This is a genomic window from Patescibacteria group bacterium, assembly GCA_018817715.1.
Taxonomy (GTDB): domain Bacteria; phylum Patescibacteriota; class Patescibacteriia; order Veblenbacterales; family UBA10138; genus JAHITT01.
The window spans coordinates 24,175-41,472 of the sequence record JAHITT010000006.1 but is presented as its reverse complement, the minus strand read 5'-3'; the positions used below and the strand labels follow the sequence as shown (position 1 = coordinate 41,472).

Annotated in this window: 15 protein-coding genes; 2 read left to right on the top strand and 13 right to left on the bottom strand. The window is 32.8% G+C overall.

The window, feature by feature from the left end; translation table 11 throughout:
• Positions 1-3: 3 nt before the first annotated feature.
• The 4 genes from sufC to KKC17_03200 all read right to left on the bottom strand — a co-directional run bounded on the left by sufC (position 4) and on the right by KKC17_03200 (position 2,813).
• Entirely contained in the window at positions 4-747 is a 744-nt protein-coding gene (gene sufC / locus KKC17_03215) for a Fe-S cluster assembly ATPase SufC (protein MBU1039204.1), read from the bottom strand.
• Positions 748-754: 7 nt separating this feature from the next.
• Complete coding sequence (locus KKC17_03210; GenBank protein MBU1039203.1) at positions 755-1,354, bottom strand: superoxide dismutase; 600 nt, start codon at positions 1,352-1,354, stop codon at positions 755-757.
• Positions 1,355-1,365: 11 nt separating this feature from the next.
• Positions 1,366-1,770: an Rrf2 family transcriptional regulator gene (locus KKC17_03205; GenBank protein MBU1039202.1), complete on the bottom strand. Its 405-nt coding sequence runs from the start codon at positions 1,768-1,770 to the stop codon at positions 1,366-1,368.
• Between the two features lie 95 nt (positions 1,771-1,865).
• Entirely contained in the window at positions 1,866-2,813 is a 948-nt protein-coding gene (locus KKC17_03200) for a hypothetical protein (GenBank protein ID MBU1039201.1), read from the bottom strand.
• A gap of 215 nt (positions 2,814-3,028) precedes the next feature.
• Between KKC17_03200 and KKC17_03195 the strand changes: the two genes are divergently transcribed.
• Both KKC17_03195 and KKC17_03190 read left to right on the top strand, forming a co-directional pair.
• Positions 3,029-3,742: a histidine phosphatase family protein gene (locus KKC17_03195; protein MBU1039200.1), complete on the top strand. Its 714-nt coding sequence runs from the start codon at positions 3,029-3,031 to the stop codon at positions 3,740-3,742.
• 110 nt (positions 3,743-3,852) lie between these two features.
• A complete protein-coding gene (locus KKC17_03190; GenBank protein MBU1039199.1) occupies positions 3,853-4,716 on the top strand; it encodes a hypothetical protein in 864 nt (287 codons plus the stop codon).
• A gap of 42 nt (positions 4,717-4,758) precedes the next feature.
• On the opposite strand, the gene KKC17_03185 is transcribed toward KKC17_03190, so the two are convergent.
• The 9 genes from KKC17_03185 to KKC17_03145 all read right to left on the bottom strand — a co-directional run bounded on the left by KKC17_03185 (position 4,759) and on the right by KKC17_03145 (position 17,293).
• Positions 4,759-6,255, bottom strand: a complete 1,497-nt coding sequence (locus KKC17_03185; GenBank protein MBU1039198.1) for a hypothetical protein — start codon at positions 6,253-6,255, stop codon at positions 4,759-4,761.
• Positions 6,245-6,850 (bottom strand): HAD hydrolase-like protein, encoded by a 606-nt coding sequence (locus tag KKC17_03180; protein ID MBU1039197.1) that lies wholly within the window; start codon positions 6,848-6,850, stop codon positions 6,245-6,247. The genes KKC17_03185 and KKC17_03180 overlap by 11 nt, the downstream gene beginning before the upstream one ends.
• 2 nt (positions 6,851-6,852) lie before the next feature.
• Entirely contained in the window at positions 6,853-7,359 is a 507-nt protein-coding gene (locus tag KKC17_03175) for a hypothetical protein (protein ID MBU1039196.1), read from the bottom strand.
• Positions 7,360-8,389: 1,030 nt separating this feature from the next.
• Complete coding sequence (locus KKC17_03170; GenBank protein MBU1039195.1) at positions 8,390-9,415, bottom strand: hypothetical protein; 1,026 nt, start codon at positions 9,413-9,415, stop codon at positions 8,390-8,392.
• 532 nt (positions 9,416-9,947) lie between these two features.
• Positions 9,948-11,045, bottom strand: coding sequence for a hypothetical protein (locus KKC17_03165; protein MBU1039194.1), 1,098 nt, complete (start codon positions 11,043-11,045; stop codon positions 9,948-9,950).
• 433 nt (positions 11,046-11,478) lie between these two features.
• Positions 11,479-12,744 (bottom strand): hypothetical protein, encoded by a 1,266-nt coding sequence (locus KKC17_03160; protein ID MBU1039193.1) that lies wholly within the window; start codon positions 12,742-12,744, stop codon positions 11,479-11,481.
• Positions 12,695-13,975, bottom strand: coding sequence for a hypothetical protein (locus KKC17_03155; GenBank protein ID MBU1039192.1), 1,281 nt, complete (start codon positions 13,973-13,975; stop codon positions 12,695-12,697). Before KKC17_03155 ends, KKC17_03160 begins: the two co-directional genes overlap by 50 nt.
• A gap of 250 nt (positions 13,976-14,225) precedes the next feature.
• Positions 14,226-15,773: a hypothetical protein gene (locus tag KKC17_03150; protein MBU1039191.1), complete on the bottom strand. Its 1,548-nt coding sequence runs from the start codon at positions 15,771-15,773 to the stop codon at positions 14,226-14,228.
• 2 nt (positions 15,774-15,775) lie between these two features.
• Positions 15,776-17,293, bottom strand: a complete 1,518-nt coding sequence (locus KKC17_03145) for a hypothetical protein (protein MBU1039190.1) — start codon at positions 17,291-17,293, stop codon at positions 15,776-15,778.
• Positions 17,294-17,298: the final 5 nt, after the last annotated feature.

Below are 17,298 nucleotides of genomic sequence, written 5' to 3'. Positions count from 1 at the left end.
AATTTATTCCTTTAACCAATCTTTAAAACCCCGACGGTTTAAGGTGTTTATTAACTCTAAGCCACCACTGGCCACAACACTACCCTTTAATAAAACATTAATTGATTGGGCTTTAACCTCTTTTAATAAGCGCCAATGATGGGAAATAATCAAAAAAGCCGTGCCTTGCTTATTTAACTCCCTAATTAAACGGCTAACAGCCCCAAGACTAGCCATATCTAAACCTGAGTCTATTTCATCAAGAATCGCCAACTTCGGCTTAATAACAGCCATTTGTAAAGCTTCTAAACGTTTCTGTTCGCCACCAGACAAACCGTCGTTTAAATCACGGGCCAACAAATCCACAGCTTTAAACCGGCGCGCTTGTTTAATAATCTGCTGCCTAACTTTAATTATCGGCCAACTTCTTTGACTAGCTGACGAATGCATCCTAAAAAGTTTTATTAAAAATTCCTCCACGTTTAAACCAGACACTCTAATGGGATTTTGCCAAGCCACAAACAAACCAGCCTTAGAGCGTTCGGCTGGTTTTAAGTTTAATAAATTTTTTCCATTAAAAAATAGTTGGCCGTAAGTTAACTGATAAGCCGGCTGACCCATTAACAAAGCAGCCAAACTGCTTTTACCAGAACCGTTAGGCCCAACCAAAGCTTGTACCTGACCTTTGTTAATAGTTAAATTAAAATCTTTTAATATCGGCTTAGTCTCAACCGTTAAACTTAAACGGCTAATTCTTAACAAGGACATTGCCTATTTAACTAAGCAAATTCTTAGCCACCACTGGCCAATTAACTACCTGCCACCAAGTGGCCACATAATCAGCCCGTTTATTTTGCCACTTCAAATAATAAGCATGCTCCCAAACATCCAAACCCAATAACGGCTGCAAACCCTGACTAAGCGGGCTGCCTTGATTAAAGGTGGTTGTTATCGCCAAATTATTATCGGCTTTTTTTACCAACCAAACCCAACCGCTACCAAATAAACTAACAGCCGCTTGATTAAATTGTTCTTGAAATTTTTCTACAGAACCAAAATTATTATTAATAACAGAAACTAATTCAACAGGTGGCTCTACTTTATCCGGTGACATCATTTGCCAAAATAAACTATGGTTATAATGCCCGCCACCGTGATTAACTACCGCAGTTCTAATATCTTCGGGCACTTCACTTAAATTAGTTAGTAACCACTCAATGGATTTTTCCTTCAACTGTGGTGCTTTAGCCAAAGCTTCGTTCAATTTGTTCACGTAAGTAGCATGATGCTTAGTATGATGCAATTCCATAGTTTGTTTGTCTAAATGGGGCCCTAGAGCATCATAACTGTAAGGTAAATTGGGTAAAGTAAACATAAAATAAAAAATTAATTAATTAGATCGCTTAATCTATAAGCATTGATTATTTTAGCTAAATCTTTTTGTACTTTTAACCAACCGGTTTTATTAGGGCAAGCTGATTGACGCTTACAACAATTGCCGTCGTGTTTACACACCGTCGGGGTAACATCCTCACCTAAAGCGCTTAGAATCTCAGACAGTTTTATTTGGTTAGCCGATTTTTTAAGACGATAACCACCGGCACTACCAGGCTGACTAATTACTAAACCAGCTTTTAATAAATCCGAAGCAATCCTTTCCAAAAATTTAATAGGTAAATTCTGTTCCTTAGCAATAGACCTTAAACAACCTAATTCCTTAGGTTTAAGAGCGGCTAAATGTTTCAGCATCATTAAGCCGTATTCGGCCTTGGCAGATAGTTGAAAAAACATAGGTTTTACAATTATAGCATAAATCCTACCAAATTGGTATATATTACTTTAACCTATCCCCCATTCGCGCGAATGGGTGGAATGGTAATATGAATTTATAAAGTGGTAATAGGTCTAGATTGGGTTATATAAAATTTATTTTTTACCAAAGCCCATTCTATATCACAGGGAAATTTATAATGCTTTTCTATATGCAAACAAATTTTAGATAATTCTATTATTTGTTTGCCAGTTAATTTTTGCTTACTACCGTCTTTTTTATTCAAACCCATCCACTTATTTCCTCCACCAGGTAAACCTATTAATTTTTTAGTTTGTTCAGCAATATTTATATCTATTAAAGATAAATCCTTTTTACTGACTACATAAGCATCGGGAGTTATTTGTCCAGAAACAATAGATTCCCCCAAACCATAACCAGCTTCAATAATCATTTGTTTTTTATCTTTGGTAACAGGATGAACTGTAAAAGCAATGCCAGAAATTTCCGACTGCACCATGGCCTGCACAACCACCGCCACCGCCACTTTAACTTTATGCAATTTTTTTTCATGCCGATAAAAAATAGCCCGTGGTGTAAACAGCGAAGACCAGCAGTCCTTAACTCTCTTTAACAAATCCTTGTCAGTGGTATTTAAATAAGTTTCTAACTCCCCCGCCCACGAAGCTGAACTAGAATCTTCGGCTGTGGCTGAAGAACGAACTGCCACATATTTAACTTTTAATTTTTTAAACTCTTTTACTATTTCTTCTTGCAAATCTTTAGGCATTTTAGCTTTGGTAATCATTGCCCTTATAACATTAGAATATCTATCAACCGAATTGACATCGTGATAATTAACTTTATTAAGCTGGGCTTGAATATCTTGCTCTAAATCCGTTTCCTGTAAAAACCTATTAAAAGCTGTGGCCAGTACCACAAAACCCGGCGGCACCGGAATGCCGGCCTTGGCCATTTCGCCTAAACTAGCACCCTTACCACCAGCTAAGCTAACGTCTTTTTTGCTAATTTTGGAAAAAGGTAAACTAAAAGTTATTTTCATAAAAATCTTTTTAAATATTAATCTATTTTTATTTTAACCTAGCCATAAAATAAAAGCTACCATTGACAAAAACCCAAAAATGCGCTATTATAGACTGTTTTATAGTACCTTAACAAACAAGTTTAAGATTCATCTGAAAGCGTGTAAAAAATGCGTCGTCAGACGAATCTTAAACTTAATAAACAAAAACCCACAAAAAAACAAAAGGTGCACTAATGGCAACTGTAAAAATTTATGATTTCCGTCACTACGAAAGACAAAAAGCAGCTGAAGATCAAAATGCTACCCTTCAAGACAAAATAAAGAAGGATCAAAATCCTACTTTATACGGCTTGATGACGAGCTACATAGTTGCTTCTATTCTAAAATTTTCTGGCGTGAAGTTTCAAAAAGCTATTACTAGTCCTCAACCCCGCGCTTGGAAACTAGCCCGAATTATCCTTGACACTCTTGGACATAGCTTTGATGTAAAAACCGATCTTATTTTTGACGACATCGGTTCAGACCCCAACGCCAAAAATTTAATTAAAATTGCCAAACAATTGGAAAAAGAAAACTCTATGACAGTGGAACATGTTTTCCTAACCCAACCCGGCGAAATACGCGATTATGTGTTTAAACGAGCCTCAGAACAGGTACAAGCTATGTTAGCTTATGCCGCAGGATGCACAGAAAACACAAATATACTTTGCTGCCGCCACGGAGTAGCTGTAGAAGCTGTTGGCTCTTTAATTAAAGCTCTAACATACGATGTAAAAGAAGTTTATCCGCAAAACATATCTGTTGGTTCAATTGGCGGTCCCTTATCAACTTGCGAAGGCCTTATATACACTTTCGACGTTAATAATGGAATTGCTGTTCCGGTATCTGTTGAAGAATTTCGTCTACCGGATGAAGTAAAACATCTGGAAAAAATATTTACAAAATAAATAACTAAATTTACAAACAATCCTTCGAAGGTTCCAAAACATTGGAACCTTCTATTTTTTTACTAAAATGTGCTAATATTTAAGTACTTAGTTAATACTCATCAAACTATATGAATGAAAAACAATTATTTACAGAATCCAAAGAAGTATTAAAAGAACAACCAAATATAACTGTTTATCTTATCCGTCACGGCGAATCTGGTAAAGATAAAACTAATCCCAAACGAGGTTTAACTGATAAGGGTCGTGAACAAGTAAAAGAAACCATTACTAATATTGCCAAACAGATTATAAGCGACGAACAATCGGATTTTAAAGATTGGAACAACAAACAAGCCTATGCCGAAGTTTTACAAAAATCCTTAGATAAAATAAAGTTATTTATTCGTGATTCAAAAACTGATCGCACTTGCGAGCAAGACTGGGTAATGAATGATACTTTAATTGAACTGGGCGCTAGGCCTGACCAAATAGACTTACCAAAGAGCGCCTATGAATGGAAAGGAGAAAATATACCAACCGAAGCTGGGCCGGGTGTAGAAAAAAGATTAAAAGGTATTCAAGGTATTGAACATGAGCCAGATTTTAGAAAAAAATTGGGAGATACTTCTTACCAAGAAAAATTAGGAGCCAAAGATGAAATTGTGGCTTGGGCTTTAACACCAGATGATGAAATTCCTACAGCAGTTGAAACTAAAAGCCAAATGTTAAAAAGAAAAAATATTGATATGGCTAAAGTGGAAAAAATAGCTGATTGGTTGTCTAACAAAGGTCAAGAAAAAAGAATAGTTTACATTGCCAATAGCCACGCTTCAATGACTTCCTTAATAGTAGCTGATGAATTAAATATTCCTTTAGAAAAAGTTGGCGAAGTGGAAAATGCCGAAGGGGTGAGGCTGGATTTTTATGGACAAAATAAGAAAAAAGCTAAGCCCGTAGGTAAAAATATAGAAAAAATAGCAACTGAAATTTAGTTAACAACTGCTATTAATAAAATAAACCCTCTTAAAGAGGGTTTATTTTATTTTTCTTGCCATACCTTTATAACCATCAACCTCCACTATATCACCATCTTTTAAAACTTCTCGAGCAAACCTAGTTTGAATAATTGCTGGAATTTTAGCTTCTCTAGCTAAAATAGCAGGATGAGTAGTAATGCCATGTCCACCATCGCAAATTAAACCAGCCGCTCGTTGAATGGCTGCTGAAAAACTAGGCACGACTTGAATACTAACGATAATATCCCCTTTTTTAACCTTAGAACACTCATCTGGATTCAATACTATTTTAACTGGACCACGGGCTTTGCCAGGACTCACCGGGGTACCTATAAATTCCAAAAGATTTTTTGGTTTTTGAATAAATTTTTTCTTTAAAATTTCAGCCTTTTTACCAGTTATTACTTTTGTTTTACCTTGATGACTTATCCAAACAGATAATTTTATTCTATCATTAATTGTTTTACTAAAATCTTTTTTACTAAATAAAACACTGCTTAAGTCTTCTGTTTTTAAAAATCTAACTTGTTTAATACTTAAACAACTACGGCGGCCGATTTCCAATAAGACCCTATCAAAATAATATAAAGATTCTGAAACATAATGCTTACGTAATTCCTTCAAGTAAGCTACATCCTGCATAGCCGAGAATAACTTTTTTTCCTTATTAGTCAATTGCAATTTCTTTGTCAAAAAATCTTGCTGCTGTCGCCATTTAACCAACTCTTTTTTCATGGCTAATAAGTTAGTTTTATAATTCTCTCGTAAAACGTCTTTTAGTTTGCTGATAATCCTTTCTTTGTCCAAAATAGGATCCTCATAATCCCTAGTTACCCAAAAATAATCACGTTCGTGTTTAACTATCAAAGCAACTAAACCTTTATCAAATGATTTAAAATTGCCTTTTAAAACTTGCTGCCGCCAACCAGAACGAATACCTATTTTAACAGCCACTTCTAACAAAGCCTGTTTTTCCAATCTCGCTACCATAGCTTTTGGTTGTAATGTCAAAAGATTAAGCAACTCCACAGATTTTACTTCATTACTAATCCTTTCTTTAACTATCTGTAATAAACGATTATTAAAAACATCCTCTATCATCCAAACTGATCCATAAGTAGCATAAACCTGTTTATAAATACGTTCAAAATTCATCCAAAAATTATACAAATCTCGAGCCGTACTTGTACTATCTACTTTATTAAAACTCAATTTAGCGTGTTTAACCAATTTTTTTCCCCAATAATTCTGCTTTTTAATTAAATCAGCATAAATACCAGGATTATTCTCCAGCCTATTCACAATATCATTAGCTGAAGCAAAAAAAGATTTAGACGGACTAAACCCATTCATTATCCTGTCTTCAAAAAATAAAACCAGCCAATCTATATTTTCACCAACATACTCCTTAACTAAACCCGTCATAGCTTCCATAGACATATAGTTAGGGAAAGGGCTTAACCTTTGTCGTTGAGACATTAAACGCCAACCTTTTTCTTTAAATTTATTTATCATAAGAAAGATAACCATCCAATTCTTTTTTAAACTGCTGATAATTCTTAACAAAAATTGTTTTAATGCCCATTTCTTTAGCGTCTACTAAATTAGCCTTTTGATCATCCGCATAAATAACCTCTTCCGGCTTAACCTTAAAACGCTTTAAAACCAAGGCCAATGTTTTTTTACTGGCTTTAGGTAAATTAAGTTCCCAAGTATTAATCACATTTTTAAATATTTTTTTAATTCCAAAACGCTTACAGTTATCGGCCAATTGACTACGGGTATTCTTGGAAAGCACTAAAGTAATATAACCTTTTTTGTTTAATTCCTTATCTAACTTAACCAACCGCTTATCCAAGGTCATTAGTTTATAATGTATTTTTCTTAACTCCTGCCAAGAAATCGGTAACTTTAATTCTTTAGCCGCCAAAACCCAAGCCTGTTTTTGAGTTATTTGTCGTACCGCCGCCTGGTTAAAATACTTTTTATATATTATGGCCTGATAATCCCGCCAATCTCCACCAAACTTCTTAGCCAGATATTTGGAAGTATCTGGATAACCCGAACTTAATATAAGACCATACAAATCAAAAATAATAAGCTTAATCATATTTATTTAATTAATGTTACATTACCTTTAATAGCATCTACATCTACTCTATCACCATCTTTAAATATTTTACTAGCAATCTTTGTACCTATTATACAAGGTTTCTTTAATTCCCTAGCCACAATAGCAGCATGGGAGGTTATACCACCTACATCAGTTACAAAAGCTCCAGCTTTTCGCATGGCCGGCAATAAATCTGGATTTGTCTGAGTAGAAACTAAAATATCTCCTTTTTTAACCTTACTAATATCCTTAGGACTATTAACTATTTTTACTCGTCCGCTAACCCGACCCATATAAGCCACACTACCATGCAATGTCTTAATGTTATTTTGAATATTTTCCGCTTCTATATTATGGCGTAGGTATGATTTGGCTTGCTCCCCTGTTAAATGGATAATTGAATTATTCTTAATAAGTGTCAAACAAAATTTTTGCCTATTTTTAATTATACTAATTGGAATTATTTTCCGACCAGTTAATAAACTAACAATCTCCTCTGGAGACATAAATCTTAAATCATTAACCGTATATTTTGTTCTGTTGGCAATTTCTCTCAAAAGCAAATCAAGTGCTAACCAAGTTTTAAGTAAAATATCAAATCTATAAACCTTGTTTTCACTAAAATCTCGAGCCGCTTTAAACAGGTTAATTTCTACTTTAGTCAAACGAAGTTCTTTATAATATAAATTTTGAAGTTTAAATATCTGATTTAAATGTTTTTTAGCTTCTAATATTTGTTTTTTTAAAATTGGATTTTTTATTTCGCTTTTTATGTCAACGATATAATCATCCAATGTTTTACTTGGCCCTAATTGCCCAAAAGCTGACCATCGATAATTACTATATAATTTATATAAACTATCAATAGTTTTGTGCAGGTGGCCTGCTTGTTTCTTTAAAACGTCTTTAGCTTTCAACCTAAGCCAATCATTTTTTAGCGCTTTATCTCTCTGAATTTCAATTGCTAATTCTTGTATGACATTCTTTTCCCGCTGCACCAAACCAGTAATTGTAGGTGTAATTAATATTGAAAAGTAGTCATTAGTTTTTCTAGGTAAATTGTATTTAACTATTTTTTCCTTAATAATATTCTTAAGTAATGTTGATAATTTATAATGTCTTAAATCAGGATAAACTGCTACTGCACCCAAATCACAAATATCATAAGACAATTTAAATAATTTTTTAAATTGATTTAGCAAATTTAGTTTTGTCAATCGTGCAAAATTTTCACTAATTATTATGCTATCCAATTCATCTAACTCTTGTCCAATCTTAACCACATCTAATAACAAACGCTTGCTAAATGTTTTGTCTTTTTTAACATTATCAATAACTTTTTGACCCAGTTCACAAAAATTATCTATATCACCATACCAATCAACCTTATAATTTTTATAAACAATTACGCTATCTTTAAAATAAAAAGGTCTAGTATATTTCGTATGCAGGCGATGATGAAATCCCCGGTGATTCATACCCAAAGTTAGAGGTGTAACAGAAGTTTCTTGATGTAATAACTGATACTTCATATATTTAATTAATCTTTTTAATCTCGCCTCTACTAGCATCCACCACTACCCTATCATCGTCTTTAAGCACTTTGGTAGCCACTTTAGTACCAATAACACAAGGTATTCCTAATTCTCTGGAAACAATAGCTGCGTGGCAGGTTATACCACCTAAATCAGTCACTATAGCGGCTGCTTTACGCATGGCTGGTACTAAATCAGGATTTGTCTGAGTAGAAACTAAAATATCCCCTTTTCTCATTTTTCCAATATCCTTAACTGAATTAATTATTTTAACTAGACCCTCAGCTTTACCTAAACAAGCTGTCTGCCCGTGGAAATAATTAATTTCGTGTAAATCCTGTCGCTTTAATAAATATTCCTTGGTCTTTAAATAAAGATTATCCGTAAAAACCCGACCAGGTAATTTTTGGCTCAAAACCACAAATAAATGCCCCTCTATTCTATCTGATAGTTCTTTTGGTCTGGTTAGCTTGCTGGTTAACATTAATCTGACTTCAGTTAATAAGCTCACCCTAACTTCATCCAAACTTAATGACAATCTATCAGCTATCTCCTTTAATAATTTCTCCACCTCATAATACGACTGTACAAAAGCCATTTTTCGATACTCTTTTGAATAAATTATATGTTTAGTCAGCTCCAACAACTTATTATGTTTATTATCAATATGTAAGTCCTTCTTTATTTTTTCAGCTAGCCTTATACCTTTTTTCTTATTGGCAAAAAAATCCTTAATTTTTGTTTGTGGAGTGACTTTATCTTTAAATAAATTTTCTAATCTTTTCCAAAAATAATAATCAGAAAAGGCCGGCCCTTCCCAATTATAACCCAAGTATCTATATTTATCCGTGTGCTTTTTGAATAAATTTAAACTCCTCCCAGATAATTGAGAAAGCTTTGGTAATTTATTGTTCTTGATAAATGATTTTATTTTGATGGTTAATTTATATAAATCAAGTTCTTCGTTTTGTACCTTAGATAACCCAACTGGCATAGTTAAACCAACAAAACACTCCCGAGCTGTCATTTTATAATCTAATTTAGATATAAGCTTATCTAAATATTTTAATAAATATGTTGTTAAATGAGGTTTATATAAATCCAAATACACAGGTATGGCGGCATAATTATATGCAACAACATCTTTATCTAGATACTCCTTGTACAAATGATATAATTGCTGATTAGTTTTTTTGGTTAAATCTACTTTATGTATTTTTTGACTAGTAAACTTAGTCAAAATATCAGAAAGTTTGATAATTTTTTTACTTATGTAAAATCCCCACTTAGGATCTCGTAAAATTTTACGCAAAGTAAAAAGGCCTAATTTATTCCACTCATCATGATCAATGAATATTGTACTTTTATCATAATGATTGAAGTTGATGATGTTAGTTTGTGGTTTACCTAAAATCTTCCCCACATCCTTAACAATACCACACCAACAAGGATACATTACTGGAAAAAGATGAATGGGTTGATTTTCTTCCAGCACCCCCCACCTAACTTTTTTAATATTACTAAAAGTATAAATATTTTGCTGCTTTTTCATAAATAAATTATAACTTTTTAACCACCCCTTTGGTAGCGTCTACCTCTACCCTATCTCCATCTTTAAAAACTTTAGTGGCTATTTTGGTACCAATTAAACACGGAATACCTAATTCCCGCGCCACAATGGCGGCATGAGCTGTAACACCACCTTGATCCGTTACAATAGCCCCCGCCAATTTCATAGCCGGCACAATATCAGGATCAGTAGCCGCCGAAACCAATATGTCGCCTTTAGACATTTTAGGAATATCACGCGGTCTAAAAATTAACTTAACTGTACCACTAGCTTTACCTAAACTACCACACTGCCCTTTAAGCTCGGCGACCTCATGATTACCATCCTGCGGTATAGTCTTAATAAATTTTTGTGCTTTATTTCCAATATATAAATATTCCCGGTTTTTAGCACTCCAATAAACAGCCAACTGACTCTGTTTTTTAAGCGTTTTTTTATTAACCTTCTTATTAAGCAATCCTTGTTTAACCTGACTATTCAACATCAACCTAACTTGTAATAAAGAAATACCCAATCTTCTAGCTGTTTCTTTTAATAAATTATTAAATATGGCTACAGCTCTTATTTGACCATTTCGCCTATAAAATTTAGTCAACATAAAATGGCCCCATAATTCAAACAAGGCCAGATGCTTTTTATCTGGTTTAATTTTAGCCAATAATTTATTTTTTTCTTTAACAGACAAAACTCTTTTTTCTACTTCTTGCTTTAATAAATTATAAGGATTAATCCCGCTTAATAATAATTTTTGTATCTCTTCAGCATATTCTTCCAAGGTTGTTACTTTAGGTCCAATAAAATTATATTTTAAATGATGCCACTTTTCCCAATGGCGCTGTAGCAACACCCGGCGACTAAGTGGTAATTTTTTTATAAACTGGCTTGGCGATAATTTAAGAAGTTTTTTAAAAGCCTTAACCTTTTTTATTTCTTCAACTAATTTTAAGAATTCCTCCCTTTCCTGATTTATAACGCTTTTGGCCGAAGGATTAGTTAATACTACCAAATATTCATTAATTAAATCTTCTTCAACCCCACAACTGTTTAAATAAGATTGCAGATAATGAGTGAAGTTACTATGAAACATATCTGTAACATTAGGTAACCAACCCCAAATATAAAGTTCTGTATGGATATCATCATGTTTTTGCCAAATCTGCCACAATTCTTTATTAGTTAATTTTTTAAGATTAATTTTCCTGACTTCTTCCGCCAAAGCCACCAACCCATCCGTATGTAATTTGATTTGTTTGTTAATTTTTTCTCCAAAGGCCGGACTTTTTTTAATTAAATTAAAAACATGATTAGAAAACCTTTCTGAGTCTTTTTGTTTATAATAAAACTTGATGTTGGTACCCTTAAACACACACATCACTTCTTGATAATTAGTCCCGACTGACTTAGACATATCATTAACAAAAGCCGACAACCAAATTTGAGCAAAAAATAAATCTATATCCGGAATATCTTCGGCCAACATCCAAACATCTTTATTGTTTAATGATTTTTTAGACATAAGACTAAATTTTCTTAATTATACCATTATTAGCATCTACTTCCACCAAATCTCCATCTTTAAACACTTTGGTAGCTACTTTAGTACCTACCAAACAAGGAATATTTAATTCTCGGCTAATTATGGCAGCGTGAGCAGTCATACCACCCTCATCGGTTACTATAGCCGCAGCCTTTTTAACGGCACCCATTAAATTAGGTGTGGTCATAGTAGAAATTAAAATATCACCTGGTTTAAATTTCGCTTGATCTTGTTTGGTTATCACTATTTTAATTTTTCCTTTAGCATTGCCAGCGCAAGCCACTGTGCCTTTTAACAAACTAACGTTAGTATTAAATTTTTCTTTGAAAATTTTATTATATTGTCTTAAAGCGGACTGCCCGCTGATAACTCTTAGCCCATCCTTTTTAACAAATAATATATAACAAACTTTTCTGCTACTTAATTCCTTCTTTGATAATGCTTTCCCTTTAGATAAATATGTAATTAAAGATTGAGGATCGTACCAATCAATATCCTTATATATTTTATCTTTTTTTAAAATTTGGTTAATTTTTTTCAAAAGCAAACTATATATAGAACCAGACACCCTCTCGCCCATTTCATAAAATAAAGTAAACCAAGATAAAATCTCAACTAATTCATTTTGTCTACCTGTCAACTTTAAAGATTTAATCAATTCGTTTCTTTTTTGATACAAAAACGAAGAAGTTTTATGTAGTTTGTTTAAAGGGCCGGCTATTTTATGGGGAGTTGATAAAACAGACACTATCTCATCTAATTTATCTTTTTTAACTTTAAGACTGTTTTTTAATAATTTTGTTATAACTGGTTCTCCCCAATAACCATAAACAATAGCTCCCCTGGCATGAGCGTGGCAATAATTAAAATCTTTTATCAAATCAATCAAATCAGCTTTAGTTAATCTGTTGTTACTTACTTTTTTGGCCCAAATATAACCCTTCTCTAAATACTTAATGATTTCATAGGACATTACCTTAATATTCTGTCCAGAAAATTCTTTCATTATTATAGATTGTTGTTTTTTGTAATCCACTGGATCATAATACAAAGAAGTCACCCGACCAAAACCAACTATGGGGCTTTTTTTTATTTTAGCCCGACCTATTTCCGGAAGGCTTTTGGCATAAGCTATAGTCCTAAAAGCCCTATCCAATAAAGTATTCTCTCTGGTTAATTGCTTTATGTATTTAGGCATATTAAATTTTCTTAACAGTACCCTTAACGGCATCCACCTCCACCAAATCATTATCCTTAAAAACCTGGGTGGCAAATCTGGTGCCTATTACACAAGGAACTCCCAACTCTCTGGAAACAATGGCGGCGTGGCAGGTGACACCACCTTCGTCCGTTATTATAGCTCCAGCCATTTTCATTAAAGACACCATGTTAGGATTAGTGGCATAACTTACCAAAATATCACCTTTTTTAAACTTAGTATAATCCGATTTATTTTTTATAACTTTTATTCTTCCCTTATATTTACCCGGACAAGCACATTGCCCAGATAAATTGTTAGTATTATTAGATTTATCTCTTTTTTTTATTAATTTAACAAACCTAGCCGCCGACTGACCAACTAACAATTTAGGCTTACCTTTTACAACTACATAAAAATTATTTTCCATCCTTTTATTAAGTTCATTAATGTTAACTTTTTTCTTACCCAATAAGATATCCTTTATTTCTGGCATTAATAAATAATGTGCCTGATCAACCGCCATACCAAAACGTCTGGCTAATTCGGCTAATAAAAAATCATAAGTATAATAGCTGTGATATTCTACATCTTTACGATAAGCCTTCTGATAACTAAATTCCCTAACCACCCAAAGCATCCACTGATGTTCTTTGTCTATATTTAATTTTTTGATTAATTGATTCTGCCGACTTTTTAAGCTAGCTAAGTATTTTTTGCGCTTGACTGTCTCTTCAACTGGCTTCTTATTAAAAACCCAGTCCTTAATAACTGATAAAAAATAAAATTCATCTAAAACTGGCCCTTCGAAGCCAAAATTTATCCATTTAAAACTAACATAATGGGTGTGTAAGTATTTATAAAATAATGGATAATCAGATTGCAAAATTTTCTTCATCTGGCTTATGGGCTGATTAAAAACTTTTTTAAGTCCTTTTGACTTAACTACCATAGTCGCTAACCTTAACAGACTTTCTTTTTCTAAAGCTGTAAAGGTTTTTTTATTGGTATCTACTAATAATTGATAAACTTCTTGAACGCTCATTCCAACCGACAATTTTTTACTGTTAATATATTCTAACAAACTGTTAGACCATAAAGGTGTACCGTACTCAGTAAAAGCAAATGGCACGCTCCAAGCACTCATTAAGCCAAACTTATCATAAAATTTTCTAAATAAACCAACTAACTGTCTGGCGGTAAGATCTTTTAAATCTTGAGACAAAAGTTCCCTGTTAAATTTAAGAAAACTTCCAGTGACCTTAAAAATATTCTTAAGCATTTTTCGGGCAAACTTTTTGTCATTTTTTAATTTTAAAAATACAAAAGCAGCAAAATTATTATAATCTGTTAAATCATAAGTTTGACGCAAAAAACCTTTGGCCGTGCCTACTCCTTGATAATTCATACCCCGACCCAATATTTTTTTGAATAAGTGATAATCAGCATCAAAATGAAAAATATAAGGACATAAATTAGCCCCATAATTTTCATTTATCAAAAACCAATTTATTTTAGATTTAGCCATATCTTTATTTAATGACTTTAATTATCCCCTGCTCCGCTTGAACTTCAACTCTATCACCATCTTTTAAAACTTGAGCTGCTATTTTGGTACCAACTACACAAGGAATTTGTAGCTCTCTGGCTACTATAGCCGCATGGCAAGTTACCCCACCATCTTCTGTAATTAAACCAGCCGCTAGTTTCATGGCTGGTATCAAAGCAGGGTAAGTAGTGTGAGACACCATAATGTCCCCTTTTTTCATTTTTACCATATCAGCTGGAATATTAACTAAGCAAACTCGACCACTAACTTGACCCGGACAAGCGCAGGTACCCAATATTTCTTTAGTTTTTTTAATTGATATTTTTTCAAATTTTCGTTTACTTAAAAACTGTTTAGCCTTTTTACCTACTAAAATTTTAACCTGGCTATCTTTATGATATAAAACAGAAAATTTCATCCGCTGATTGGCTAGATCCGCCCAATCTTTATTATTATCTAACAATAAAAGTGGCAACTCTTCTGGTAATAAATATTTTACTTGTAACAAAGATAAATTAGTTCGCCGGGCAATCTCCGCTAATAAGATATCCAAAACATAAAAACCATGATAATAACAATCCTTACGATAACCCTTAAGCCAAACAATATCAGAAGCTATGATTAACAGGTGTTTTAAGTGGTTACCTGGCTTCAAAATTTTTAATAACTGGCTTCTTTTTGTTTGAGCCTTTTTTGATTGGCTTATTATTTTAGCAATCTCTCTATCTGAATTTACCCTTTCTCTTAATAATCCCTGCCAAACCTGCAAATAATAATCTAAGGAGTAAGCGGGCCCTAAATAAGTATAAGGAAACCAACACCATTTTTTATAATGTTTTATAATAACTTTATTTAACGCTTTCGGGCAGCTCTCCAGCCAACTTAACAGGCTCGTAGTTTTTTTTAAATAAGATAATTTCTTAGCCAAAGATTTATGTTTCTTTATTAACTTTAAAATAGCTAAAGATTCTAACTCCTCCTTCTGAGCCAAAGACTGTTTGGTGGGAGTTGTTAATTTACTAAAAACTACGGCCGATGATAAAGTTAAACCTAATTCCTCAATCCGCATTTTTATTAATCTTGTAAGATGTTTGGTAAGATCCTCACCATCAGAATCCACAAACCAGGTAGTAGGTAAACTATAACCATGGCTTAAATATTGCCAATAGAAAAGCTTTTTATGCCAAGACAAAAGTTGTTTAGTAGTTAACTTTTTTAAGGATAATTTTCTTATTTTTTCCGCAAAAATATAATATTTTTTATTATAAAGAATAGTTTTTTGGTGAAGAATATCAATTTTGCCAGGTTGATTTATAATAATACTTAAGGTTTTTTCTATTATTTTTCTTAATTGTCTTTTGAAAAAATATGTTCCAATATTGTCCAAATTTTTAAAAACCCAAATTGATTCGTTAATTATATTCCGGCCGACTGTTTTGGATTGTAAGGTATGAAAACCTATAGCCGATTCACTACAGATATTTAAATCCACTCTAGGTATTTCAAAATTTTTACACCAAATAATAGCCATAATTATTTTTTATAAACCACGCCTGCAGTAGCATTAACTAAAACCTTGTCACCTGTTTTTAAAACTTTGGTGGCTATTTTAGTGCCAATCAAACAAGGTATTTTTAATTCTCGGCTGACTATCGCTGCATGACAGGTTATACCACCTTCATCAGTCACTATGGCACCAGCCTTTCTAATAGCTGGCATAAGATTAGGGCTAGTGGCTGAAGATACTAAAATATCACCTAATTTCATATTAACCATATCAGCCGGCATATTAACTAAAACTACCCGGCCGCTTATTTTTCCTGGATAAGCGGTTGAACCTTTAATTTTTTTAAGATTAATAAATTCTTGCTCTTTTTTAACAGTTTTCCAAAAATTAATTGCTGACCGACCAATTAATAATCTCTTCTGACCATTAAAGTTAATATAGACACATGATTTAATTCTAGTATTAACTAAATCAACCGATACTCGACCTACTAATAAACCTTTCTGGACCTCCTGAGGTAATAAATAACGAACTTGCCTTAAAGTTAAATTCAATCGACGAGCTACTTCTGCCAAAACAGGTTCAAAATAATAATAAGCTTGGCTTTGTAATAATCGACGATAAGGCTTAACAAAAGAAACCTTCTGAGCAAATTTAATCAAAACTAATTCTTCGGCTGATAATTTTAACTTACTTAATAATTTTTTTTGTTCCTTAATTAATTTATTTTTATCCTTAGTTTGCTTTTTCTTTAGATCAACTGGTTTTAATTTATTAAGTAACCAGTTCTTCATAATATCAATATAAAAATCCAAACCAACAGCTGGCCCCTCATAAACATAGGTCAAATAAGCATAGCGATCACCATGTTTAACCAAAAGATGATAAATATCCTTATCAATCTTCCAAAGATCTAATAAAAAATCTGAACTACTCTTGGCTAATAAAAGTTCTTTTAAAATTTTACGAGTTATAATTTTTTTATAGATTCCAACCAATTTTAATTCCTGTTCTTTATCGGGCCATAACCGGCTAGAAGTGGTCAGCAGAGTAAAAACTTCGCTTATATTTTTAATTAATAATTTCTTAGATAAAATACCATTAACCGAATCACTTAAATAAGTATTATTCTGATAATCCAACAAAGAACAAACCAAACCTAAGTCGTATAAATGAGTATTCTTTTGAGAAAAATTCAAGTAACGATTAGCTAATTCCCGATTAGAAATTTTATCCAGGCGACCCTTAGCTAAATTCTTAGATAACCTACCTAAAGCTCCACCTTGTTGTTCTATTTGCTGCAAAATGTTATTAAACCATTGGGGATTGTTTTTTATTCTACTAACAACTGCCTGATGACCAAGAAACCAACCCTTTTCCCTGGCTATCCACCATATAGAATGCCCTTCTAGACGACCAGCAAATTCACCAATAGAAGTACCAATTATTTTTTTAATAGAATCACCAAAACTATCCGCTAACTGAAAAATCGGGAATAAGCTTACTACGTATTCCCGAGCGATAATAAACTTATCATTTTTCATAATTT